Annotated in this window: 18 protein-coding genes and 1 pseudogene; 8 read left to right on the forward strand and 11 right to left on the reverse strand. The window is 70.1% G+C overall.

Annotated elements, in window-relative coordinates; translation table 11 throughout:
* Window positions 1-5: 5 nt before the first annotated feature.
* Together ACUZ2Y_RS05520 and ACUZ2Y_RS05525 are read right to left on the reverse strand one after the other, a co-directional pair.
* Window positions 6-7,499: pseudogene (locus ACUZ2Y_RS05520) on the reverse strand (amino acid adenylation domain-containing protein); the annotation flags it as partial.
* A 92-nt stretch (window positions 7,500-7,591) separates the two neighbouring features.
* A complete protein-coding gene (locus tag ACUZ2Y_RS05525) occupies window positions 7,592-8,911 on the reverse strand; it encodes a serine hydrolase domain-containing protein (RefSeq protein WP_476327549.1) in 1,320 nt (439 codons plus the stop codon).
* A gap of 877 nt (window positions 8,912-9,788) precedes the next feature.
* On the opposite strand from ACUZ2Y_RS05525, the gene ACUZ2Y_RS05530 reads away from it, so the two are divergent.
* The 6 genes from ACUZ2Y_RS05530 to ACUZ2Y_RS05555 all read left to right on the forward strand — a co-directional run bounded on the left by ACUZ2Y_RS05530 (window position 9,789) and on the right by ACUZ2Y_RS05555 (window position 14,449).
* Window positions 9,789-10,307 carry a toxin-antitoxin system HicB family antitoxin gene (locus ACUZ2Y_RS05530; protein ID WP_476327551.1) on the forward strand — a complete coding sequence of 173 codons (519 nt, stop codon included), beginning with the start codon at window positions 9,789-9,791 and terminating at the stop codon, window positions 10,305-10,307.
* Between the two features lie 80 nt (window positions 10,308-10,387).
* The gene (locus ACUZ2Y_RS05535; protein WP_476327553.1) at window positions 10,388-11,236 is read left to right on the forward strand and encodes a DUF4097 family beta strand repeat-containing protein; all 849 of its coding nucleotides are present in this window, start codon (window positions 10,388-10,390) and stop codon (window positions 11,234-11,236) included.
* A gap of 22 nt (window positions 11,237-11,258) precedes the next feature.
* Window positions 11,259-12,215: an ATP-binding cassette domain-containing protein gene (locus tag ACUZ2Y_RS05540; RefSeq protein ID WP_476327555.1), complete on the forward strand. Its 957-nt coding sequence runs from the start codon at window positions 11,259-11,261 to the stop codon at window positions 12,213-12,215.
* Window positions 12,215-13,030: an ABC transporter permease gene (locus ACUZ2Y_RS05545; RefSeq protein ID WP_476327557.1), complete on the forward strand. Its 816-nt coding sequence runs from the start codon at window positions 12,215-12,217 to the stop codon at window positions 13,028-13,030. Before ACUZ2Y_RS05540 ends, ACUZ2Y_RS05545 begins: the two co-directional genes overlap by 1 nt.
* 25 nt (window positions 13,031-13,055) lie before the next feature.
* A complete protein-coding gene (locus ACUZ2Y_RS05550; protein WP_476327559.1) occupies window positions 13,056-14,255 on the forward strand; it encodes a cytochrome P450 in 1,200 nt (399 codons plus the stop codon).
* Window positions 14,252-14,449 (forward strand): ferredoxin, encoded by a 198-nt coding sequence (locus tag ACUZ2Y_RS05555; protein ID WP_476327561.1) that lies wholly within the window; start codon window positions 14,252-14,254, stop codon window positions 14,447-14,449. Before ACUZ2Y_RS05550 ends, ACUZ2Y_RS05555 begins: the two co-directional genes overlap by 4 nt.
* 255 nt (window positions 14,450-14,704) lie before the next feature.
* Here ACUZ2Y_RS05555 and ACUZ2Y_RS05560 read toward each other — a convergent pair whose 3' ends face one another.
* Both ACUZ2Y_RS05560 and ACUZ2Y_RS05565 read right to left on the reverse strand, forming a co-directional pair.
* Window positions 14,705-15,283 (reverse strand): TIGR03086 family metal-binding protein, encoded by a 579-nt coding sequence (locus ACUZ2Y_RS05560; protein ID WP_476327563.1) that lies wholly within the window; start codon window positions 15,281-15,283, stop codon window positions 14,705-14,707.
* 38 nt (window positions 15,284-15,321) lie between these two features.
* Window positions 15,322-15,960, reverse strand: coding sequence for a pyridoxamine 5'-phosphate oxidase family protein (locus ACUZ2Y_RS05565; protein WP_476327565.1), 639 nt, complete (start codon window positions 15,958-15,960; stop codon window positions 15,322-15,324).
* A 221-nt stretch (window positions 15,961-16,181) separates the two neighbouring features.
* Here ACUZ2Y_RS05565 and ACUZ2Y_RS05570 point away from each other — a divergent pair, with 221 nt between their 5' ends.
* Complete coding sequence (locus ACUZ2Y_RS05570) at window positions 16,182-16,781, forward strand: hypothetical protein (RefSeq protein ID WP_476327567.1); 600 nt, start codon at window positions 16,182-16,184, stop codon at window positions 16,779-16,781.
* A 194-nt stretch (window positions 16,782-16,975) separates the two neighbouring features.
* Here the strand turns inward: ACUZ2Y_RS05570 and ACUZ2Y_RS05575 are convergent, their stop codons facing one another.
* Genes ACUZ2Y_RS05575 through ACUZ2Y_RS05585 form a run of 3 tightly spaced genes read right to left on the reverse strand, consistent with a single transcriptional unit; the run spans window position 16,976 to window position 18,868 of the window.
* Window positions 16,976-17,947, reverse strand: a complete 972-nt coding sequence (locus ACUZ2Y_RS05575; protein ID WP_476327569.1) for an NADPH:quinone reductase — start codon at window positions 17,945-17,947, stop codon at window positions 16,976-16,978.
* 1 nt (window position 17,948) lies between these two features.
* Window positions 17,949-18,359 carry a cupin domain-containing protein gene (locus ACUZ2Y_RS05580; RefSeq protein ID WP_476327571.1) on the reverse strand — a complete coding sequence of 137 codons (411 nt, stop codon included), beginning with the start codon at window positions 18,357-18,359 and terminating at the stop codon, window positions 17,949-17,951.
* Complete coding sequence (locus tag ACUZ2Y_RS05585; RefSeq protein WP_476327573.1) at window positions 18,356-18,868, reverse strand: Lrp/AsnC family transcriptional regulator; 513 nt, start codon at window positions 18,866-18,868, stop codon at window positions 18,356-18,358. Before ACUZ2Y_RS05585 ends, ACUZ2Y_RS05580 begins: the two co-directional genes overlap by 4 nt.
* A gap of 155 nt (window positions 18,869-19,023) precedes the next feature.
* Between ACUZ2Y_RS05585 and ACUZ2Y_RS05590 the strand changes: the two genes are divergently transcribed.
* Window positions 19,024-20,166 carry an aminotransferase-like domain-containing protein gene (locus ACUZ2Y_RS05590; protein WP_476327575.1) on the forward strand — a complete coding sequence of 381 codons (1,143 nt, stop codon included), beginning with the start codon at window positions 19,024-19,026 and terminating at the stop codon, window positions 20,164-20,166.
* Between the two features lie 43 nt (window positions 20,167-20,209).
* Here the strand turns inward: ACUZ2Y_RS05590 and ACUZ2Y_RS05595 are convergent, their stop codons facing one another.
* From ACUZ2Y_RS05595 to ACUZ2Y_RS05610, 4 genes are all read right to left on the reverse strand, one after another.
* Entirely contained in the window at window positions 20,210-21,628 is a 1,419-nt protein-coding gene (locus ACUZ2Y_RS05595; protein ID WP_476327577.1) for an endonuclease/exonuclease/phosphatase family protein, read from the reverse strand.
* 35 nt (window positions 21,629-21,663) lie between these two features.
* Window positions 21,664-22,173 (reverse strand): mycothiol transferase, encoded by a 510-nt coding sequence (locus ACUZ2Y_RS05600; RefSeq protein WP_476327579.1) that lies wholly within the window; start codon window positions 22,171-22,173, stop codon window positions 21,664-21,666.
* Between the two features lie 98 nt (window positions 22,174-22,271).
* The gene (locus ACUZ2Y_RS05605) at window positions 22,272-23,516 is read right to left on the reverse strand and encodes an MFS transporter (RefSeq protein WP_476327581.1); all 1,245 of its coding nucleotides are present in this window, start codon (window positions 23,514-23,516) and stop codon (window positions 22,272-22,274) included.
* A gap of 32 nt (window positions 23,517-23,548) precedes the next feature.
* A complete protein-coding gene (locus ACUZ2Y_RS05610) occupies window positions 23,549-24,142 on the reverse strand; it encodes a hypothetical protein (RefSeq protein ID WP_476327583.1) in 594 nt (197 codons plus the stop codon).
* Window positions 24,143-24,307: the final 165 nt, after the last annotated feature.

Here is a 24,307-nt window from a genome sequence, read left to right on the forward strand (position 1 = left end):
CGGGCTTATTGGGTGGCGTCGTCGAGCCGGGCGAGTTCTTCGAGTTCGCGCAGCACCTGGTCCTCGACCAGGGTCGCGAGCGCGCGCACGGTGCGGGCGGTGAGGACGTCGCGGGGCTTGATGGCCACACCGAAGGCGGCGTTGGCGCGGGCGGTGACGTGCAGGCTGAGGATGGAGTCGCCGCCGAGGTCGAAGAAGCTGTCCTCGACGCCGACCCGTTCCAGGTCCAGCACCTCGGCCCAGATCTCGGCGAGCGCCGTCTCGGCATCCGTCTCGGGTGCGGTATCGGCGCTCACGACGGTGAAGTCCGGGTCGGGCAGGGCGCGCCGGTCGAGCTTGCCGGACGTCGTCAGCGGCAGCCGCTCCAGCGCGACGACGGCCGAGGGAACCAGGTGTTCGGGCAGCACCCCGGCGGCAGCGGCCCGGATGGCCGCGGGGTCGGCGGTCGCGGGGACGACGTAGGCGACGAGCCTGCCGTCGCGGGCGATCACCGCGGCCTCATCGACGTCGGGCAGCGCGGACAGTGCCGACTCGACCTCGCCGGGCTCGATCCGGAAGCCGCGGATCTTGACCTGCTGGTCGGTGCGGCCCAGGTATTCCACTTCGCCGTCGCGGGTCCAGCGGACCAGGTCGCCCGTGCGGTAGAGGCGACCCGGCCCGAACGGGTTCGCGATGAACCGCTCGGCGGTCAGGCCGGGCCGGTTCAGGTAGCCCCTGGCGAGTTGGACACCCGCGAGGTGCAGCTCACCCGGCGCACCCACCGGGACCGGGCGCAGGTCGTCATCGAGCACGTGCAGCCGCGTGTTCCACACCGGCCCGCCGATGGGGACGGTCGGCCGGCCGGGCGCGCAGTGCCAGTGGGTGACGTCGACGGACGCTTCGGTGGGCCCGTAGAGATTGTGCAGCTCCGCCTTGGCGGCGGTGTGGAACTCCTCGGCCAGGTCGGGCGGCAGCGCCTCCCCGCTGCACAGGACCCGGCGCAGGCTGGTGCAGCTGGTGATGTCGGCGTGGCGCAGGAAGGCGCGCAGCATGGACGGGACGAAGTGGACGGTCGTGACCGACTCGGACCGGATCAGCTCGGCGAGGTAAGCCGGGTCGCGATGCCCGTCGGGCCGGGCGACCACCAGGGTGGCGCCGACCATGAGCGGCCAGAAGAACTCCCAGACCGACACGTCGAAACTCATCGGCGTCTTCTGCAGCACCCGGTCGCCCGCCCCGAGCCGGAAGCGGTCCTGGGTCCACAGCAGCCGGTTCACGATGCCCTCGTGCGGCACCACGACACCCTTGGGTTTGCCGGTGGACCCCGAGGTGTAGATGACATAGGCGCCGTTCGCCGGGTCGAGATCGGGTGCCTCCGCGATCCCGTCGGTCACCGGAATGGCCGTGGACTCGTCGAGCAGCAGGACCGCGCCCGCGTCGGCCACCATGAAGTCGATCCGCTGCCGGGGCAGGTCCGGGTCGACCGGGAGGTAGGCCGCACCGGACTTGAGCACGGCGAGCAGGGCGACGATCAGCTCGGCCGACCGGGGCAGGGCGACCGCGACGACCCGCTCCGGCCCGGCCCCCTGGTCCCGCAGCCAGTGCGCGAGCCGGTCGGCGCGCGCGTGCAGTTCGGCGTAGGTCCAGCGAATGTCCTCGAACACCAAGGCTTCGGCGTCCGGGGTCGTGGCCGCTTGGTCAGCGAGCAGAGTGGTCAGGGTGGTCGCGGGGATGTCGACGTCCGTCCGGTTCCACTGATCCATCTGCTCGCGGGCCACGGCGGTCAGGACGGGTACCGCCGAGACGGGTCGGTCGGGGTCGGCGGTGAGTTCGCGGAGCAGGTGGGTCAGGTGCTCGGCCAGCGCTTGGGCGGTGTCCGCGTCGAACAGCGCGGGCTCGTAGCCGACCAGCAGCGACAGGCGCTCGGTCGGGTAGACGGTGACGCTGAGCGGGAATGTGGTGCTCTCCACCGCGGCGAGTTCCCGCACGGGTGGTCCGTCGATCGGGTAGTTCTCGAAGATCACCGCGCTGTCGAACAGGTCGACACCACCGGGAACCTGGCTCCAGGCGTGCAACTTGGTCAGCGGCGTGTGCTGGGCGGCGCGGGCCTCGGCTTGGCCGCGCTGGATCTCCCGCAGCCAGTCGGCAACCGGCGCCGAACCGTCCACTGTGGCCACCACGGGCAGCGTGTTGACGAACATGCCGATGATCGACTCGACGTCCGGCAGGTCGGCGGGCCTGCCGGAGACCGTCGCGCCGAAGCAGACCTGGCGCCTGCCGCTGTACTGGGCGAGCAGCAGCGTCCAGGCGCCCTGCACGACCGTGCCCGGGGTCAGCCCTTGGGCCTTCGCGAAGTCATACAGCGCCGCGGTCTCCTGAACGGACAGGGCGACATCGGTGCGGGCCGAGGTGGTGGGCTGGGCGACCGACGAGCGGGGCCGGTCGAAGGGCAGCGGGGTCGGGGCGGTGACGTCGGCGAGCACCCGCCGCCAGTGCTCCTCGCCGTCGTCGTGGCCCGCGATCCAGCGCGGGTACTCGGCGAAGTCGGGCCGGTCGGGCAGCGGCCTGCCCGCGTGGGCGGCGGCCACGTCGGCGAGGACCCCGAACACGGACCAGCCGTCGAGCAGCACGTGGTGGAAGGTCCACAGCACCTGGACCTCGGTCGGCGAGAGTTGGGCGATGGTCAGGCGCATCAGCGGTGCGCGGTCGAGGTCGAACCCGGCCTCCCGGTCGGCGGCAAGGAGGTCGGCGAGGTTCTCGGCCCGGTCCTGACCGGTCCAGTCCAGGATCGTGATGGGCACGGACACGCGGTCGTGGACGACCAGAACGGGTTCGTCCTGCCAGTGCACCGCCGAGCGCAGGATCGGTGTGCGGTCCACGACGTGCCGCCAGGCCGCGGCGAGGGCGGCCGGGTCGGGCACGTCGTCGAGGACGAAGGACGTCTGCTGGAAGTAGGCGCCTGCCCCGGACTGGGAGAGGCCGTGGAACACCATGCCCGCCTGCATCGGGGTCAGCGGCAGGATGTCGGCGACTCCGGGGAGAGCCAGCCGGTCGACCGCGGCCTGGTCGAGGGTGACGAGCGGGAAGTCCGACGGGGTGCGGCCGTGGGCGTTCGCGCAGTGGCCGGTCAGGTCGCGCAGGGCGACCAGCATCGCGTCGGCCAGGGTGGCGATGGTGTCCTCGTTGTGCAGGCTTTCGCTGTAGTACCAGGTGAAGGCGAGCCGGTCGCCCTCGATCCGGCCGACGACATCGACGACGTGGGCTCGTGGCGCGTCGGGGTGCGCGTCGAGGTCGAGTCCGGTGGGGCCGTCGAACCGGCCGAGGTAGTTGAAACTCACCTCAGCGGCGCTGGCCAGGTCCTGGTCACCCGCGAGGTGGCGCAGCGCGCCGTAGCCGATCCCGCGCTGGGGCACCGACCGCACGGTCTCCTTGACCGCTTTCAGCGCGGTCCCCCAGTCGGGCCGCACGGGCAGCGCGACCGGGTACAGGGTGGTGAACCAGCCGACCGTGCGGGAGAGGTCGACGTCGTCGAACAGGTCTTCCCGGCCGTGGCCCTCGACGTCGACCAGCAGGCGATCGCGGCCGGTCCACTCCCCCAGCGCCGAGGTGAGCGCGGTCAGCAGGACCTCGTCGACCCGGGTTCGGTAGGCGTCGGGCACGGTTCGGATGAGTGCGCGAGTCTCGTCCTCGGTGAGTGAGACGGTCACTTCCCGTTGTGTCGCAACGGTATTGGGACCGTCGGCGGCGCGAGGCACGCGGCCGTCATCCTGGACGGTGTGCGCCCAATGTTCGCGCTGGTGGTCGAATCCGCCCTCGGCGGTGTGGGCGGCGAGCCGCCGTGCCCAGTCGCGAAACGACGTGGTGCGGCCGGGCAGGCGCACGTCCTGGCCGAGCCGGGCCTGGGTGTGGGCGGCGCGCAGGTCCTCGGCGAGAACGCGCCAGGAGACGCCGTCCACCACCAGGTGGTGTGCGGCGAGCCGGACAGTGTTCACTCCGATCGTCGTGGCGGTGAACAGCGGTCCGTGGCCGAACACCGCGCCGTCCGCGCCGACCGGGGCGTTGACCTGCGCGGTGGTGTCGGCGAACCGCATCCGCAGCGCGTCGTGGTGTTCGGTGATGGTGGCGACCGCGGCACGCAGTGCCGCTTCGTCCACCGGTTCGCCGAGGTCCACCACGCAGGACTGGTGGAACCATTCGGGGCGCACGGTGTGCGTGTCGAGGAACCAGCGTTGGATCGGGGTGAGCGGCGCCCTCCCGAACACGGGAGCGTTCTCTGGGCGGTCCACGCGGTCGACCGGGACGGCGTGCGGGGCGAGGGCGGCCACGGTCTGGTGGGTGAACACGTCGCGGGAGGTCACCACGAGGCCGGCGGCGCGGGCGGCGGTGACGACCTGGATGCTGAGGATGGAGTCGCCGCCCAGGGCGAAGAAGTTGTCGCGCACACCGACTCGGGCCGCGCCCAGGACTTTGGCGTATACCTCCGCGAGCGTCGCCTCGACGGGCGTCCGGGGTGCGAGATAGCGGGCAGGCGCGGCCCGGCTGATGCGCGGTGTGCTGCCGGTGTCGGACAGGTCGACCAGTGTCTTCAGTAGACTGTCAGGCTGGTCGGCGATCGCGCGCAGCACGTGGTCGACCTCGGCGGAGATGGCCTCGATCGTGGGCGCGTCGAACAGCGCGGTGTCGTACTCGGCGGTCATGGTCAGGGCGTCGCCGCGCGGCCAGAATTCGACGGTGAGGTCGAATCGGGACGCGGGCCGGGGCAGGTCCTGCTCCCCGACCAGCAGCCCGCCCGCTTCCGTGGCGCGCAGCAGCGGCTGCTGCAGGGCGACGACAGCCTGAACGAGCGGCGTGCGGCTCGCGTCACGCTCGGGGGCGAGGTGGTCGACCACCCGGTCGAAGGGGACGTCGTCATGGGCGAAGGCGTCCAGGATGCTCTCGCGGACGTGGTCCAGGAACTCGCTGAACGGCGCCGCCGGGTCCACAATGGACCGCAGGACCAGGGTGTTGACGAAGAACCCCGCCACGGCGTCCAACTCGGTCCTGGGCCTGCCCGCGCGCGCCGTGCCGACGGCGACGTCACGGGTGCCTGCCCGCGCGGCGAGCACCAGTTGCACGGCGGCGGTGAGGGTCATGAACAGCGTCGCGTCGTGCGCGGCGCCGAGGACGGTCAGCCGGCGCACGAGGTCGGCGGGCACCTCGCGGCGCAGGACACCGCCCGAACCGACGCGCACCGCCGGCCTTGGGCGGTCGGTGGGCAGGTCGAGCGGGACCAGGCCGTCGAGCCGCTCGCGCCAGTACGCCAAGGCGTCGGTGTGGTCGGCGCGGTCCGCGGCCCAGGCTGCGAAGTCGCCGTAGGTGGCGGTCTGTTCGGCGAGGACGGCGGGAGCGCCGCCGGTGGCTTCGCGGTAGCAGGCGAGCAGTTCGTCGATCAGCAGCGCCATCGACCAGCCGTCGGTGACGATGTGGTGCTGGGCGAGCAGGAGGACGTGGTCGCGCGGGCCCGCGGCGAACAGGGTGGCGCGGGTGGTCGGGCCTGCCCGCAGGTCGAAGGGCTCGGCCAGGGCGCGGGCGAGGTCGGCGTCGAGGTCGGTGGTGCGGACTTCGCGCAAGGGCAGATCGGGGGCGGGGGCGACGATCTGACACGGTTCGCCGGCGATGGTGTCGATCGTGGTGCGCAGTGCGTGGTGCCGGGCGACGAGTCGGTCGAGCGCGGTCCGCAGGGCGCGGCGGTCGAGGTCGCCGGTGAGGCGCAGCGCGGCGCCGGTGTTGTTGCCGAGCCCGCCCGCGGTGATCTCGGCGAGCCATAGTCGTCGCTGCGCCGGCGACAGCGGCAGCGGTCGGCCCGCGGGCGCGGGCGGGATGGCCGCGCAGCGGGTGGACGTGGCCGGGAGCAGGGCGGCGAGCGCGGCGACCGTGCGGGCGTCGAACACCGCGCGCCCGGACAACTCCGCGCCGAACTCGGCGACGATTCTCGATCTCAGCCGCGACGCCAGGATGGAGTCGCCGCCCAGGGCGAAGAAGTCGTCCTCGACGCCCACCTCAGCGGCCCCGAGCACCTCGGCCCACAAGTCGGCGAGCGCCCGTTCCCGCTCGTCCCTCGGCGCGACGTACCCCGCCGCGGCCGAGCCGACAACCGGTGCGGGCAGCGCGGCCCGGTCGAGCTTCCCGTTGGGGCTCAACGGGAACGCGTCCAGCACGACGATCGCCGCGGGCACCAGGTAGTCAGGCAGGCGGGCGGCGAGCACCGCGCGCAGGTCCGCCGGTTCGGGCCGGTGGTCGCCGGCGGGGACGACGTAGGCGACGAGCCGCTTGAGCCCCGAGTCGGTGCGCGGCACCACGACCGCCCGCCCCAGCCGCGGGTCCGCGGCGAGCACGGCCTCGATCTCGCCCGGCTCGACCCGGAAGCCGCGGATCTTCACCTGGTGGTCCGCGCGCCCGACGAACTCAAGGTCGCCGCCTGCCCGCCGCCGGACGACGTCGCCGGTTCGGTACATCCGCTGCCCGTCGGGGGCGGCCACGAACCGCTGCGCGGTCAGGCCTGGCCGGGTGAGGTATCCCCTGGCCAGTCCGACGCCGGTGACATACAGCTCGCCGTGCTCGGCCGGGCGAAGGTCGTCGTCGAGCACCAGTACCTCGGTGCCCGGGATCGCGCGGCCGATGGGCGGTGCGCCCTCCCCCGGTGTCAGCGGGTCGCTCCAGGTGGAGACGACGGTGGACTCGGTGGGGCCGTACGCGTTGATCATGTGGCGGCCGGGCGCCCAGCGGCGCACCAGGTCGGCCGTGCACGCGTCGCCGCCCACCACCAGGGTCCGCAGGTGGGGCAGCTCCACATCGGGCAGCGTGGCCAGCACGACCGGCGGGATCAGCGTGTGACTCACCCGGCGCGCAGCGAGCACGTCGGCGAGCTGCTCACCCACCAGCGGCCCTGGGGGCGGCACCACCAGAGTGGCCCCACAGGCGAAGGCCATGCACAGCTCCAGGACCGAGGCGTCGAAGCTGGGCGAGGAGAACAGCAGCACCCGGTCCCCCGGCCGCACGTCGAACCGGTCGACCTCGGCGGTGGCGAAGGTGGCGAGCCCGCGATGGGTGACCACGACACCCTTCGGCTTGCCGGTGGAGCCGGAGGTGTAGATCACGTAGGCGGGCTGGTCGAGGTGCGGGCGCACCGGCACGGCGGCCGTCTGACCCGCGTCGGCCACCCACGCCGGGTCGTCGACCACGAGCAGCGGCCGGGCGTCGTCGACCATGGCCCGGATCCGGTCGGCCGGGTAGTCGGGGTCGATCGGCAGGTAGGCCGCACCCGCCTTGAGCACGGCGAGTTGGGCGACGACCATGTCGACCGACCTGGGCAGCGCGAGCGCGACCACCCGCTCCGGCCCGGCGCCTTGGGCGCGCAGCTTGTGCGCCAGCCGGTCCGACCAGCTGTCGAGTGCGCGGTAGGTGACCGCACGGTCCTCGGCCGAGAGCGCGGGTTCATCGGCGTGGGCCCGAGCGCTCTGGGCGAACAGGTCCAGCAGGGTGGTGTGCGCTGACGCCATGACTGGTCGAACCTTTCGCGGGCATAGCCGTCCCCCGCCGGAAACCGGCGCGAAACAGCGGTGGGTGGGGGACCTCAGGCCGGGACGAGGTCGCGCTTGCGCGCGAGCCTCCCGCCGACCTGCAGCCAGGCGGGCCTGCCCGACCGGTCGGTCAGGATGCGGCCGACCTGGTCGGTCTCGCCGGTGTCGCAGTCGCGCATGGTGAACCGCAGGTCCGCGCCGAAGGTCAGGTCGGCGAACGGTTCGTCGTCCACGGTCAGCCGGAGGCTTTCCGGTTCCCTGTGGACGATCGAGTAGACGGTGCCGCCGTTGTCGTAGTCGCCCTCGCAGCCCGGCGGGACCGGTGTCGGATCACCGGTCTCGGGCATCGGGTCGTGGTCCTCCACCGGGACGCCGTACGCGGGCAGTTCGGCGGCCAGCGCCCGCCACAGCGCGAAACCCGCGCCCGCGTTGGCGGTCATCGCGACGACGGTGCCGGTGGACGGGTTCATCCGCAGGTGGCAGGACGTGCCGTCGCCGGTGCCGTCGTGGCCGATCGACGTGCTCGCCGAGCCGTAGGAGGCCAGGCCGAGACCCCACCCGTCAGCCATGCCGAACGGCTCGGCGCCGGGAACGGGAGTCTGCATGTCTTTGATGGACCCGGGATCGAGCAGCGCGCCCCGCTCGTGGCCGGTCAGGGCACGGCCGATCAGCACCAGGTCCGCGGCACTGGCCGCGATCGCACCCGCGGGCGCCTCGACGGCGCCGAGGGACTGGGCCACGGGACGCACGACGCCACGCGCCCGGTCGACCGTGTGCCCGCTGACGATCCCGCCCGTGCGGCGCGGCCCGACCACCAGGCGCGGGGTGATGCCCAGCGGGGTCAGCACGATCGCGGCGGCGGCTTCGGCCCAGCTCATGCCGGTGACGTCCTCGATGGCGTGGCCGACGAGAAGGTAACCGAGATTGGAATAGGAGAACGCGACACCCGGCTCGGCGAGCGGGATCAGGTCGGCGCCCTCCTCCTGTAAGAGCCTGCGCAGGTTGGGCGCGGTCGCCTCGACGCTGTCCGACGGCAGTCCGGAGGTGTGGCTGAGCAGGTGGCGCAGGGTAAGTGTGTCGCCGAGGTCGGCGGGCAGGGTGTCGAGGCCGCCGACCTGCGCGGACAGCGGCTCGTCGAGGTCGAGATCGCCGTCGGCGGCCAGTGCCATGACGGTGGCGGCGGTGACGACCTTGGTGATGGAGCCCGTGGGCACCGCGGCAGCCGTGGTCATCGGTTCGGGTTCGCCGTGCCTGGCGACGCCCGCTTCCCAGACCCAGGTGCGGTCCTCATGGTGGATCGCCAGTTGCACACCGGGCACGGCGTGCTCGCGGGTCAGCTCGGCCAGGAGGGCGTGAACCCTGGATCTGTGCACAGGTCCTCACAATCAGCGCCCGGTGGGCACGGTTTATTGCCGCCAGGGCTTTAGCCCTCGCGGGGACTGTTCGAACATGAGGGAGAAGCTGCGGCCGTCGTGAAACGTCCATCGACAGGAGCGACCTGTCAGCGCGTTCTCCAAATACCCGGCTGCGCCGAAGCCAAACCATCGTGACCTTTTCGGACAGAACGCCACTACCGCCGAACGGTGGAACATATCCGGCCGACAGAACTGCGGAGAGGTGTCGAAAGAGCGCTCTTGCGATTCGGATCGAAAGTGTGTGCCAAACCGCAAAGCCCCCAGGCCCAGATGTAGATCGATCACACGCAACGAATGTATTCAGCATTCGATGCTGTGATTTCACTCACATGCGATGCAAACGCTATCCGACATGTTCTGAATTGCCTTTTCCAAAGGATTTTCGCAGGTCAAAACCATCCACAGTAGACCGCAACTCCGACCGGTGAACACCTACCGGAAAGTAGCTTACAAATCGTGTTCCCCGCCAGATGAGCGGCACCGTCTCACCGTTACCACGGCAAACGGGGGAACGAAATGACGATAAACCGCCAGTGCGATCCACGGGCATAGATTCACGTGGCAACTACTCGGCTCGAGGGTGTCACAGGACAGGCGCAATCCGTCCCAGTCGAGCGGAAACCGACCGGGCGCCGCCCAGCACGCTCGTGAGCATCTTGTGTGACGGAAGCCGCGGCCACCGTGTTCCACATCGACATCCGGGAGCGGTTCCGCGCGACGGTGTGGCGCCGTCACCGGCTTCCACGGAGTCGGCGCCGACCTGATCGGAGCCACCTTGGTGCCACTTTGAGCCAACAAGATTGCACTTGGTGCCACCAGGTGCCATAGTGGTGCCATGGACTTGACACCGTATGTGGATTCGCTCGGTCGCGAGCTGTTGACGGTCGCCGAGACCGGCGGCGGGGACGCCGGCGCGCTGATCGAGCGGCTGAGCGTGTCGATGGAGTCGGCGATCCGGCTCACCCTGCTCGAAGCCCTGTCGGCCGCCGCTGACGAGATCACCCGTGACCTGGCTCCCGGCTCGGTCCAGGTGCGGCTTCGTGGACGCGACCCGAACTTCGTTGTGACGCCTGGGCAGGTGGAGCAACCGACCGAGGACAGCTCCGACCGTGGCGCGGTGTCGGTCGATGAGACCGTGGCCGGCTTCGACGACGGCCCCGTCACGCGGATCAACGTGCGCCTTCCCGAACAGCTCAAGGCCGCGATCGAGGAGGCGGCGGGCAAAGAAGGCCGGTCGGTCAACGCGTGGCTGGTCCGGGCCGCCTCGACCGCGCTGCAGGGCCAGGAGCGCGACCTCGGTTCCGACCGGCGCGGCAAGCGCGGCGCGCAGCGCTACACCGGCTGGGCGCGCTAGCCCCAGCCGAACACAGACTTTTCTCTTCCCACGCCCCGACCAGCGGGGATGTTCTTCCGACACACCATGAGGGGACAGCCATGCCTGTTTTCGCCACCGCGGAACCGATTTCCGTCACCATCGAACTGTCCGTCGGGGACGTGCGGATCGTCGCGACCGACCGCACCGACACCGTTGTCGAGGTGCGGCCGAGCGACGCGTCCGACGCCTCCGATGTGGAGGCCGCGGAGAAGACCCGCGTCGAGTACGCCGACGGCACCCTGGTGGTCCGCGGGCCGAAGTCCCGCGCGCTCGACTTCTCCAAGAAGACCAGGTCGGTCGACGTGCTGATCGAGCTTCCCACCGGCTCGCAGGTGCACAGCGACCTGTCGGTCGCCGACGTCCGCAGCACCGGCGTGTTGGGCGATTGCCGGTTCAAGACCTCGGTCGGGCACTTCCGCCTCGACCGGACCGGCGCGCTGCGCCTGGACACCTCCGGTGGCCACGTCACCGTCGACACGGTCGCGGGCGACGCGGAGATCGCCACCGGCACCGGACGCATCCGCGTCGGTGAGATCGGCGGCGCCGCCGTCATCAAGAACTCCAACGGCAACACCGAGATCGGCACGGTCACCGGGGAGCTGCGGGTGCGCTCGGCCAACGGCGACATCTCCGTCGAGCGGGCCGATGCCAGGGTGGAAGCCAAGACCGCCAACGGAAGCATCCACATCGGCGAGGTCGCCCGCGGCGTGGTCGTGCTGAACACCTCGACGGGCGACCTTGAGATCGGCGTCGCCGACGGCACCGCCGCCTGGCTCGACCTGAACACCGGGCACGGGCGCGTGCACAAATCGCTGGACGACGCCGGCCAGGGGCCCGAGAAGTCCGAGGAGACCGTCGAAGTCCGCGCCCACACCTCCTACGGCGACATCACCGTCCGCCGTTCCTGACCTATCGAAGGGGCATTCACCCATGAACACTCCACTGACCAAGCCCGCGATCACGGCCACCGGACTGCGCAAGTCGTTCGGCGACCACGTCGTGCTCGACGGCATCGACCTGCATGTCCCACGGGGAACCGTTTTCTCCCTGCTCGGCGCGAACGGCGCGGGCAAGACCACCACGGTCAAGATCCTGTCCACCCTGATCGGCGCGACCGGTGGCACCGCCACGGTCGCGGGCCACGACGTGGCCGCCGATCCCGACGCGGTCCGCGCGGCGATCGGTGTCACCGGCCAGTTCTCCGCGGTCGACAACCTGTTGACCGGTCAGGAGAACCTGATCCTGATGGCGGACCTGCACCACCTCGGCCGGGCCGCGGGCAGGCGCCGCGCCGCCGAACTGCTCGAACAGTTCGACCTGGTCGAAGCGGGCAAGAAGACGGCATCGACCTACTCCGGCGGGATGCGGCGGCGGCTCGACCTCGCGATGACCCTGGTCGGCTCCCCACAGGTGATCTTCCTCGACGAGCCGACCACCGGCCTGGACCCGCGCAGCCGCCGCGGTATGTGGCAGATCGTCCGCGACCTCGTCGCGGGCGGCGTCACCATCTTCCTCACCACGCAGTACCTGGAGGAGGCCGACGAGCTCGCCGACCGGATCGCGGTCCTCGAGCACGGCAAGATCGTCGCCGAGGGCACCGCGGACGAGCTCAAGCGGCGCATCCCCGGCGGCCACGTCCTGCTTCGGTTCGCCGAGGTCGGCGACCTCGACTCCGCGGCGCGCGCCTTGGGCCAGGTCCCCCGCGACAGCGACGCCCTCGACCTGCGGGTGCCGCACGACGGCAGCCTCCGGTCGCTCAAGGCCCTGCTCGACCGGCTCGACGGCGCGGCGGTCGAGGTCGACTCGCTGAGTGTGCACACCCCCGACCTGGACGACGTCTTCCTCGCCCTCACCGGCACTCCCAAGAACGAGAAGGTGACCTCCTGATGAGCACCACGATCAACACGGCGAAAAAGCCTATGATCTACGCCCTGACCGACTCGGCGACGATGCTTCGCCGCAACCTCAAGCGGATGCTGCGGTATCCGTCGATGACGGTGTTGCTGATCGGGATGCCGATCGTCTTTCTGCTGCTGTTCGTCTACGTCTTCGGCGGCGCCCTCGGCGCCGGGATCGGCGGCGCGGCAGGCGGACGTGCCGAGTACCTCAACTACGTCACCCCGGCGATCATCCTGATGACGATCTCCTCAGCGGTCCAGGGCACCTCCATCTCGGTCGCCATGGACATGACCGAGGGCATCGTCGACCGGTTCCGCACCATGGCCATCGCCCGCGTGTCCGTCCTCACCGGACACGTCGTCGGAAGTCTCATCCAAACCATGCTCGCCATCACGGCGGTCCTGGGTGTCGCGCTGGCCATCGGGTTCCGGCCGTCGGCGAGTGTCGGGGACTGGTTCGCCGTTGTCGGTGTCCTGGTGATGATGGCCTTCGCCTTCATCTGGCTGTCGGTCGCGCTCGGTCTGGCCAGCAAGAGCGTCGAGGCGGCGAGCAACGTCGGTATGCCGCTGGTCCTGCTCCCGTTCCTCGGCAGCGGATTCGTCCCGACCGACTCGATGCCCACCGTGCTGCGCTGGTTCGCCGAGTACCAGCCGTTCACCCCGCTCATCGAGACCCTGCGCGGCCTGCTGATGGGCACTCCGATCGGGAACAACGCCGCCATCGCGGCCGGCTGGTGCGTCGTCATCGCTCTCGGTGGCTACCTCTGGTCGAAGAGGCTGTTCAACCGCGAATCCGCCCGCTAGGCAACTGATCCATCAGGGGGAAATCATGCAGCACCAACAGGTTCCGCGGGTCGACTCGCTGCCCACCACCCGCCCCGCCGGTTGCCCGTTCGATCCGCCCGAGGAACTGGCCCGGATCCGCGCGCAGAGCCCGCTCACCAGGATGGTCTACCCCGACGGGCACGTCGGATGGCTGGTCACCGGCCACGCCATGGCCCGCGCGGTGGCGGCGGACACCCGGTTCAGCTCCCGGTACGAACTCATGCACTATCCGTTTCCGGGCGCGGGCATCACTGAGATGCCGCCCGCGCCGGTCGGCGACCTCACCGGGATCGACCCGCCCGAGCACACCCGCTACCGCAAGCTGCTCACCGGCAAGTTCACCGTGCGCCGGATGCGGGTGCTCACCGAACGGGTCGAGCAGATCACCGCCGAGCACCTGGACGCCATGGAACGCCATGGGCCGTCGGTGGACCTGGTGTCGGCGTACGCCCATCCCATCCCGGCGATGATGATCTGCGAACTGCTCGGGGTGCCGTACGCGGACCGCGCGACCTTCAACCGGCACGCGATGGCACTGAGCGGCGCGGACGCCAGTCCAGAGGAGCAGTACGCCGCCTATGGTGCGCTGCAGGAGTACGTGCACGAACTGGTCCTGGCCAAACGCGCGAATCCGACCGACGACGTGCTCAGCGAACTGACCGCAGGCGACCTGAGCGACACCGAGATCGCGGGCCTGGGCACGTTCCTGCTCGGCGCGGGCCTCGACACCACCGCCAACATGATCGCGCTGGGAACCTTCGCCCTGCTGAGCCACCCGGACCAGCTCGCCGCCCTGCGCGCGGACCCGGGCCAGGCGGTGGAGGAACTGCTGCGCTATCTGACCATCACGCACACCGGCGCGCGGGCGGCGTTGGAAGACGTCGAGCTGGGTGGCCTGCTGATCAGGGCGGGCGAGACGGTCACCCTCTCGGTCCAGGCCGCCAACCGCGACCCGGAGAAGTTCCCCGACCCGGACACCCTCGACCTGACCAGGCAGGCCACCGGACACCTGGCCTTCGGGCACGGCATCCACCAGTGCCTCGGGCAGCAGCTGGCCCGAGTCGAGATGCGGGTCGCGCTTCCCGCGCTCTTCGCCCGGTTCCCGACCCTGCGCCTGGCCGTCCCGGCCGAGGATGTCCCGCTGCGCCATGACCTGAACATCTATGGCGTGCACGGGCTTCCGGTCACCTGGGACCAGCGATGAGACTCGCCGCGGACCGGGCGCGCTGCGTCGGATCGGGCATGTGCGCGCTGACCGCTCCCGAGATGTTCGACCAGGACACCGACGAAGGTCTGGTGCTGCTCCTCGACCCCGCGCCACGGCCCGGGCAGCACGCGGGTGCCCGGGAGGCAGCGCACGCCTGCCCCGCCGGGGCGATCACCGTCCTCGAATCCTGAAGGCATAGCGGCACGATGGTCGGGCACGTGGATCACCTGATCCGACCGAGTTCGTCGCGGTTGGCGGCCGACTCGGCCGGTCATCACGGCTGGGCCGGTGTCCGCGGCGTTCGGCCATCCTCAGCGTGGTGGGCAGTTGGCGCAGCAGGACCAACGGTGGTGGCTGGGCGGCGGTGCCGGTGACCGCCGCCCTACCGTGCCTGCCGACGACAGCCATCCGCAACCCGTTCGAAGGCCACTCGGCGGACGCGACAGTCACCGCACGTGGTTCGACTTCCGCCTGCCGAACGCGGCCAGTAGGACGGTCTGCTGATCAGCGCCGGCGGGCGCCTCCGGACGCGGCGCCACGGCACCCGCCGATCGGTAGATGTCCTCGTTCTTGGCGAACCAACCCGCGCAGGCCTCGACCAGGTCGGGGTCGAGGCGGTCGTCGGCGCCGATCGCCTGGGCGAGGTCCCAGCCGTGGATGAGATGGTCGGCGAACAGCTGCCAGGCGTACTCCTCGCCGGGCATATCCCCGAACGACAGGTGCACCGTGCGCTCCAGCGCACCGTCCGCGCTGACGGCCGCGACCGCCGATTCGGCGGCACCGGTGTAGGCCGCGGCCGGGTCGGAACCGACGACGTCGCCGTCGAACTTGTCGCCGACCTCCTCGATCGTGGCGCCCGCCATCAAGGGGGCGGTCCAGAGATCCTCACCGACGACGTGGTTGACCAGGGCGCGCACATCCCAGTCGGCGCACGGCGTCGGGGCGGTCCATTGGTCTTGGCGTACCGCGCGCACGTGCTCGCCGAAGCGTTCGCAGGCCCGCCGGTGCAGTTCAGCAAGGTCCATAGTGGTCTCCTTGACACAGCCGCGTCAGCGGCTCCGGGTCAGCGCCAGCGCACCGGCCGGTCGCCGGGATCGTTGGCCGGGTCGTGCGCGGGCAGTGCGTCACACGCCCAATCGGCGCGCTTCCACGAGGGCACCGGAGTCAGCCGCTTGTGTCGGGGCACGAACGTGGATCGCTCGACGAGGGCGTAGTGGTGGACGTAGCGACCGCAGTTGGGGAACACCTGGGAGACATGGATCCGCATGACCAACTGCGCACCCGGCCAGGATTCGAGTAGCGGGTCGTCGGCGGCGACGGTGGCCGCGCCTTGGACCCGCGTGCGACCGCCGTTCTCGAAGTCGATGAAGAGCAGGCCGACCGGCGAGCCCGCGACCACGTTGCCGAGCGAGAGGAACATGCCGTTGCCGTCGTAGCTCGGCATCGCCAGCGTGTGCTCGTCGACGAACCGGACGAAGCCGGGGTCACCGCCCTTGTAGGAGCAGGTCGGCTGCCCGTCCGGGCCGACGGTGGCGAGGAAGACCATGTCCCGCGCTTCGATGAACGCCCGGTCGTCCTCGGTGAGCGCGTGGTGGACGAGGCGTTGGCTGATCCGGTCGGCGATGCGGCGGGTGTCGAACTGGTCCTGCAGCACGCGCTGGCCGAGGTGGTAGCCGAATCCGGTCGTCCCGTCGGTGCCCATCGGCCCGCTCCTTTGTCCACCCCCACGCTGAGGTGCACATTACGCGCTTGGCTTCGCGTTTCCTTCCTTGACGCGGGCGGCGGGACACCTAGGACTGACCGCGGCGACCGAGCGCGACTCCCGCGGCAGTCGTACCGTCGTACTCGCAGGTGACGGGCCGCCCGCTCGCCGCCAGGACGCACTGGAGGCGCACGATGTTCGTTCAAGTCATCCAAGGCGAAGTGTCAGACGTCGATCAAGCGCACGAACGATTCGACAAGTGGGTTCAGGACCTCGCACCCGGCGCGACCGGCTGGCTCGGGTCGACCGCGGGTGTCACCGACGACGGCACGCTGGTCGCGATGGTGCGGTTCGATTCGGCCGAGCACGCCGCGCAGAACAGCGACCGCCCCGAGCAGGACAAATGGTGGTCGGAGACGTCCCGGCTGTTCACCTCCGGGGCCGCCTTCATGAACAGCACGGACGTGACGGTGGACGTGCAGGGCAATCCCGACCAAGCCAAGTTCGTGCAAATCATCGAAGGCCGGGTCACCGACGCCGAACTCGGCAGGCGACTCGCCACCGAGAACTCGGACAAATGGGCACAGTTCCGACCCGACGTCATCGGCAGCGTCGAAGCCGACTTCCCCGACGGCGCCTACGCCATGGAGCTGTTCTTCACCTCCGAAGCCGAAGCCAGAGAGGGCGAGCGGAAAGAGCCGCCCGCCGAACTGAAGACCCAGATGGAGCAGATGGAAGCACTCAACGCGGAACCGCCGAGGTACTTCGACCTCAAGCGGCCATGGATGTACTCCCCTCGCGGGTCAGCCAACGAGCGCTGACGCAACCGCGTAGGGGTCCACCATCCAGTCGCTCACCAGAACTCGACGCGTGGCTTACTCGACATCGATCTGCTCGTAGGCGGTGACGAGATTCTCGGTGAGCACACTGGCTTCGCCCGGTTCGGCGACAACCCGCTCGCCATGGTGGTCGCCGGCGGGAATTCTCCGAGCACCGTGGAGTGACAGCGGGGGCTCTACGGAACCAGCACGAGCTTTCCGCGAGTCCCCGCGGCGAGTATCCGACGGTGGGCTTGCGCCGCGTCGCGCAGTGGCATCTCGATCCCGACCAACGGGCGGATCGCGCCGCTGCGAAGTTTGGCGGCCACGGCGGCGAGGGCGCTTGCCGATTCGGGTTCGGTGGCGTTCCAGAGCGCGGTTCCCATGATCACCGCCTCTTTGCGCATGGTCAGCCGTGGTGTGAAGTCGAGGCTGCCACGGCTGCCGACGACCACCACTCGGCCCCGCATCGCCAGGATCTCGAGGTCGCGCGCCAGGTTGACATCCGCCAGCATCTCGATGATCACCGCGACGCCGTCGGTGAGCCGGGGCAGCTCATCGAGATAGCCGGGTGTGCTGTGGTCGAGAACGTGGTGTGCGCCCGCGGCGCGGACCAGGTCGGCGCCCGCGGCGGAGCCCGCTGTGCCGATGACGACGGCACCCGCGTCACGGGCCAGTTGGACGGCCGGGATACCGACGCCGCCGCTGGCGCCGTGGATGAGCACGGTCTCGCCTGGTTGGAGCTGGGCCTTCTGGAACAGCGCGCGCCACGCCGTGACACACGGAACGCCTACCGCCGCGCCTTGGGCGAACGACAGCTCGTCGGGGAGTGGATGCACCGCGGCGGCGTCCATCACCGCGTACTCCGCGTAAGTGCCGGTGAACGCCTTCGTCCCCAGTGCGGCGGCGAAGACGCGGTCCCCGGGCACCACCGAGTCCACTCCCCCGCCGACCGCGTCGATCACGCCCGCGCCATCGAAACCCGGTGTGTAGGGCAGTTCCGGTGTGAAGAACGCGTATTCGCCGGTGCGGATGTAGGTGTCGGCGGGGTTGACGCCCGCGGCTTCGACGCGCACTCGGACCTGGCCCGCGGCCGGGTCCGGCACGGGTGACTCGGTGTACTGGAGCACATCTTCGGAACCGAACCGCGTGACTTTGATCGTGTGCACGTCAGTCCTGTTCGCCGGCGTCGACGGCGGCTCGGGCGTGCTCCAGCAGCGACTTGCGCGGCGGGGTGAACATGTCCACCTGCTTGCAGTGCGAGTCCAGCGTGTGCGCCCCGTGGGGGACCCAGGGCGGGATCACCGCGACGTCACCGGGGCGCATGGTCCGGGTCTCGCCGTCGATGGTGAACTCGAACTCGCCCTCGAGCACGATCGTGATCTGCTCCTCCTCGTGGACGTGCAGGGGAGCGACCGTGCGCGGCTCGAACGTCGCGAAGCTCGCCATCGCGTTCTCGCCGAGCACGGCCCGGAATCGCAGGCCCTGCACGAACTCCACGGGGTCGAGGTCGGCGACCGTCACGAACCGGCCGGGACTGTTGGGGGTGCCGTGGGCTTCGGTGCTGAAATGCTCGGTCATGGTTCCTCTTGTCCTGGTTCGGTCAGTTGGGCCAGCACACGTTCGGCGAAGTTGTCCGGCGTGTAGCCGTAGAGCACGAGCGCGGTCTCGGTGCGCCTGATCCCGGGCAACGTGAGCAGCCGGTCGAAATACACCTCGTTGAGGTGTTCCTGGTCGCGTACGCGCAGCCGGGCCTGCAGGTCCGATGAGCCGGTCAGCAGGTCGACACGTTCGACCTCGGGGATCTGCAGGATCTTCTGCGCCAGTTCGCGTTGGTCGTCGCTGCGCTCGGAAGCCACGCCGACGACCACGGTCAGCGAGCGGCCGAGCAGCGCGTAGTTCAACTGTGCCCGGTAGCCCTGGATCACCCCGACGGCTTCCAGGCGGGCGATCCGGTCGGCCACCGCCGGTGCCGACATGCCGACTTCCCGCGCGATCGCGCGCTGCGAGAGCCGGGCGTCGCCCGCGAGGTATTTCAGGATCTCCACGTCCGTCTGGTCGAGACGAGGCGGGACCTGGCGAGGTGACATGGACGATCCGCTCCCACAGTGAGAGACAAGGCTTGTCAGTCGACAACCTTGAGCGCATGATTGCCTATCAGATGTAAATCACTATGGGTCACATGTCAGTCGAATGCAACCCGGGAGTCCCGTTGACTGTCAGATACGCGAACCGGATGAGCCGGGTGGCACCGTCTGCCATCCGAGAACTGCTGCGCCTCGGCGCCGATCCCGAGATCATCTCGTTCGGCGGCGGGTACCCGGACCCGGCACTGTTCCCCATGAGCGAGCTGCACGAGGTGTTCGCCGAGTTGCTCACCGGCGACCCGGCCAGCCTGCAGTACTGCCCGTCGGACGGCCTGCCGGTGCTGCGCGAGCAGATCGCGCGCCGCCTCTCGCGGAACGGGATCGCTTGCGTCGCCGATGACGTGCTCATCATCCAGGGCGCCCAGCAGGGACTTGATCTCGTGGCGAGGCTCGTCCTCGACGCGGGCGACGCGGTGATCACCGAGAACCCCACGTTCATCGGCGCGCTCATCGCGTTCAACCCGTTCGAGCCGACCTACGCGCCGGTGCGCATCAATCAGGACGGGATGGACATGGACCATCTCGAGCACACCCTCGCCCACACGCCTCGGGCCAAGCTCATCTACACCGTGCCGGACTTCCAGAACCCGACCGGCGTCACGATGAGCCTGTCGCGGCGCAAGCGGCTGATCGAACTCGCCAACCGCTTCGAGCTGCTGGTCGTCGAGGACACCCCGTATCGCGAACTCCGCTACGACGGCGATCCCTTGCCCACCCTGAAGAGTCTCGACACCCAGGGGCGGGTCGTGCACCTGGGCAGCTTCTCGAAAATCCTCGCCCCGGGGATGCGGCTGGGCTGGGCGGTCGCGGGCGGCGAGATCGTGGAGAAGCTCGGGCTGCTCAAGCTCGCCGCCGACACCCAGTGCAGCACGCTGAACATGGCGGCGGCGTCGCTCTACCTCGACAGGTTCGACATCGACGCGCACATCGCCGTGGCCCGCGCGGCCTACCGGCACAAGCGCGACCTCATCCTCAAGACCATCGCCGAGACATTTCCCGACACGGTCCGGTTCACCAAGCCGCACGGCGGCCTGTTCACCTGGATGTCCTTCCCCGAGGGATTCGACACCGCCGCCTTCATGCGGGACGTGACGCTTCCCCGGGCCAAGGTCGCCTACGTCCCCGGCGCGACGTTCTTCCCCGTCAAGGAGGAGAGCAACCACGCCCGCATGAGCTTCTCCGGCCTGCCCGACGACAAGATCACTCAGGGGATCACCCGCATCGCCGAGCTACTCCGCTGAGCCACCGCCCCGCGGGTCAAGCATCCACAGTGGAGGCTTCGGTTCACTTCCGGCGGAGGTCCGCGGTCGCGGTCAGGCCCCGGGCGGGGTCGTCGGATTCGAGGTAGGCGTACGAGAGCATGCCGCCGGTCAGGCGGAAGGTGATCGTGCCCTTCTTGATGCAGCGGGTGTTGGGGTCAGTGGTGATGTCCTCACGCACCACGACGACATCCAGCGCGGCCGACAGCAGCGTCAGCGTGCCTGCGCAGCCAAGGCCGCTGTAGGACACCTCCCCCACCACGGCACCGACCCGACCGGCGCGCAGCGTCAGCTCGACGTGGTACTTGGTGGAGGGGTGTGAGGGCTGGTCGACCGGTTCCGGCGAGTACCACGTGCCGAGGAACGCCTTGTCGGGACCGGTCTCTGGGGTGGCGCTGGTGGTCGGCGCGGCAGTGGTCGTGGGGGCCGCGGTGCCGGGTACGAGGTCTGCTGTCGGATCGATGGTCGTGACCAGACCCCAGTGGTCGGACTCGTGGCTCTCGAACCGGGCGGTGTCGCGGGTGGGGACACCCCGGGTGAGGATGAAGTCGATTCGGGACGGCGGTAGCGGTATTTCGATCTCGACACCGACGCCCTTCAGCGTCACCTTTTTCTTCTTCTGGTTGCTGGTGGGCCCTTTGTCGTGAGCGACATCGGTGTAGCGGTACTTCGACATGAACACCCGCAACGCGTCCCGGACCGGGTTCGGGGGCTCCCCCTGCCTGCCCGCGGCGAAGTCGATCGTCTCGTTGAAGTCCCCGGTGATGACGGCCGGGTTGGGCCGGGACTCAGTGAACGCCTGGATATCCTCCACGTCCTTGACCCGCTCCGCGTCCGACGCGTTCCTCGGCAGGGCGAGGTGGGTGTTGTAGACGTCGACAGCACCGCGTTCGGTGACGATCGTCGCCCCCATGAACGAGCGGCCGCCGGACTTGAGCTCGATTCCCTGGTCGGGGGGCAGGTCCGGAAGAGGTTCCTGGTCGTCGATCGTGATCGGCTGCTGGCTGCGGACACCCGCGCCGAGCCGGATGAGCTGGGCGTTGCCCGAGGGCACGTTGTCGAACCCGGCGCTCGGCCCCTCGTTCTCGTCCAGGCCCGGGTAGTAGGTCGCCCTACCCGAGTGCGCCCAGTTCAGCTCCCACACCTGCCCGGTCCGCCGGACCAGCCGCTCCCGCATGTCGTGCGCGGCGGGCAGCGCCATCTCCTGCAGGTTGGCGATGTCGGCCTGGTGTTTCAGGATGTCGTCGGCCAGGTGATCGAAGTCGGCCGAGGTGGCGTCGGTCCCGGCCGGGTCGCCTTTGCCCATCTCGTAGCCCATGGCGGCGTTCAGATTCACGATGGTCACGGCTGCGTCCGACGCCGTCGGTGGCGTGTCGGAACCGCGGCACGAGACAACCCCCGAGACCGACGCCACCACGATCACCGCCGCGGCCACCCTGCTCACACACCACGCTCCCCGTTGACGTTTCGCAGGCCCTCTCAGTCGCGGAGCGCGATCCCGCGGACGAACGCGGCCTGGCCGACGTGCTGCAGGCAGTCGGAGATCACGCTGACCACCCGCACCCCGAGGGTGACCGGCGGCGTCCACGACCGGTCCACAATGCGTTCCAGGTCGGCGTCGGTGATGCCCGCCGCCCACTCGACGCACTGGCGGTGCACGGCTTCGTGGTAGCCGGTGAGCAGGTCGGCCGAGTCGACCCGGACCGCGGCGACCTGGTCGGTGGTGTGGCCGTAGCCGTGGTCGGCGTCGGGGAACGGCAGGTCGAACCGGCGGGCCCAGCCACCGGCGATCCACACCTGGTCGAGCCCGGCGACCCCGGCGATGTGGTCGTCCTGGATGCGGGACAGGTGCCACACCAGCCACGCGATGGAGTTCGCGTCGCCATCGACCCGGTGCGCCAGCTGGTCGGCGCTGAGCCCGTCGACGACGGCGCGTACCTCCTCAGCGATCCGCTCGAACGCGTCCACCACGAGGCAGGCACTGGTCATGCTCCGACTGTACTTCGAACCATTGGTCGACACCGTCAGCTCGCAACCCAACGCGCACATCAGTCGCTGATCCACAAAGGACACCCTTGCTCGCCCTCTCACCCCGGCTCCTTCGGGATGACGAGCGCGGCGCCGACGGCGGCCAGCACCGCGAACACCGCGGCCACGGCGAACGCGGCGGTAGTGGACTGGGCGACCACCAAGCCGCCGAGGGCGGCGCCAATGGGAAAGCCGATCAAGTTGACGCTGATGGACACCGTCATCACACGGCCGAGCCACCGCGGCGCGGTGCGGCGCTGGCGCAGCGACAGCACGCTCACGTTCAGCGCGCCCTCCAGCAGACCGACGAAGGCCAGGCCCACCGCCAGCATCACCAGCGACGCGATCGCGCTCACCGGGAAGATCGCCACCGCGGACAGCACCGTCGTGCCGATGAGCAGCGCCCGTTCACCGCCCGCGCGCAGGACCTTGCCCGCCAGGAGCGCGCCCGCCGCGCCGCACACCCCGACCAGGCTCCACAGCAGGCCGGCGACCTGTTCGGTCGGCCCGGTGCCGCCGATGCGCTCGGCCACCGTCACCGGCACGGCCACGACCAGGATGCCGAAGGCCACCTGGTAGCAGGAGTACGAGACCGCGAGACCGCGCAGCGTGCCGTTGCCGAACAAGTAGGTGATGCCGTCCCAGGCCTCGCGCAGCAGGTGCTCGCGGTCGTCGCGCTCCGGTTCGGCGCCCGAGCCGCGCAGTAGCAGCAGGCTCAGCGCGGCCATGGCGAACATCCCCGCCACGATGCCCAGCGTCGCGTCCGGCCCGACCAGGGCGAAGAGGGTGCCCGCGACGAGTGGGCCGATCACGTCGGTCACCGAGTATGTGCTCAGGTCGAGCGCGTTCGCCTTGTCGTAGGCCGCCTCCGGGACGAACCGCGGGAACAGCGTGCGGATGCCGCCCGCGCTCAGCGGGCTGGTGAGCGAGTACAGCGCCAGCACGGCCGGCAGCAGCACCGGGTCGAGCCTGCCCCCCACCGACGCGAGCACCACCAGGCCGATCAGCAGCGCACTGATGACCGTGTCGAGGATGACCGCGCGCACCGCGCCCACCCGGTCGAGGATCGCGCCCGCCATGGGGCTGACAAGGAAGCCGGGCAGGGTCAGGAAGAACCCGCTGAGACCGGCCAGCACCGCGGAGCCGAACTCGGCGAGCACGACCGCGAACAGGAGCATCTCCGACGCCAGCCGCGACAGCGACGCCGAGAGCAGCAGCTGGGCGACGTTGCGGGTGGCGAGTACCTGCCGGTAGGTCATCGGACCGTCAGCCTTGCGCGGCGAGGGGAGCGAGGGTGGAGTCATCCGCCAGTTCTCCGGGAGGTCGTGTCGTGGACTCAGTCGAGAAGGTCGGACCAGAATCCGCGGAAGTGCCGCCACACGTCGCGGTCGCACGGCGGCGGGTTCGGCGACAGCCAGGAAGTCGGCTCGTCGGCGAGGTCCTCGGCGCAGCTCGGCGCGGCGGTCGGCAGCCACAAGCCGACCACCACGGCGCCCGCCAGCAGTGAGCCGCAGGCCCACCTGGCCGCGGCGCGGTTCACCATCAGGCCCGCGACCAGCGGAAACGTCGCGGACACGGCGACGAACCCGGTGAAATCCAAGTCCACCCCCGGTTCGAGCGCTTCGGTCACGGCCCCGACGAACACCGCGACGGGAATACCGGCGAGCGTGACGATGGCGGCCCAGCCAAGCTTGCCGCGCGGTGTCGCGGTGCGGGTGGAACCGCGCCACCACACCGACCCCGCGCACAACACCGAGCCCACGAGCACCGCCAAGGCGATCAGCGCGGGAACCACCCCTGACCGCACCTGGAACAGCCACGCGAAGAGCGCCACGTGCGCGGCGATGAACAACCCGACCGTCGCCGCCACCCAGACACCGACGAGGTGGCCGACGACACTTCGCCACGGCGCCCCCACCCGCTGATCCACGCCAGGAGTGTGCCCCGACGGGTGGCGCGGTGTCCGGCGAATGGGGGTCCGGGACGACGACGATGTCGAGGATGAGATCGGGTGGCACATCGCGCACACACACCGAGTGGGCTCGATACAGTCAGCTGTCGACGACGGGCAACGCCATTCTGCTCACTCGTCGAC

Source organism: Actinokineospora sp. UV203, from assembly GCF_056323665.1.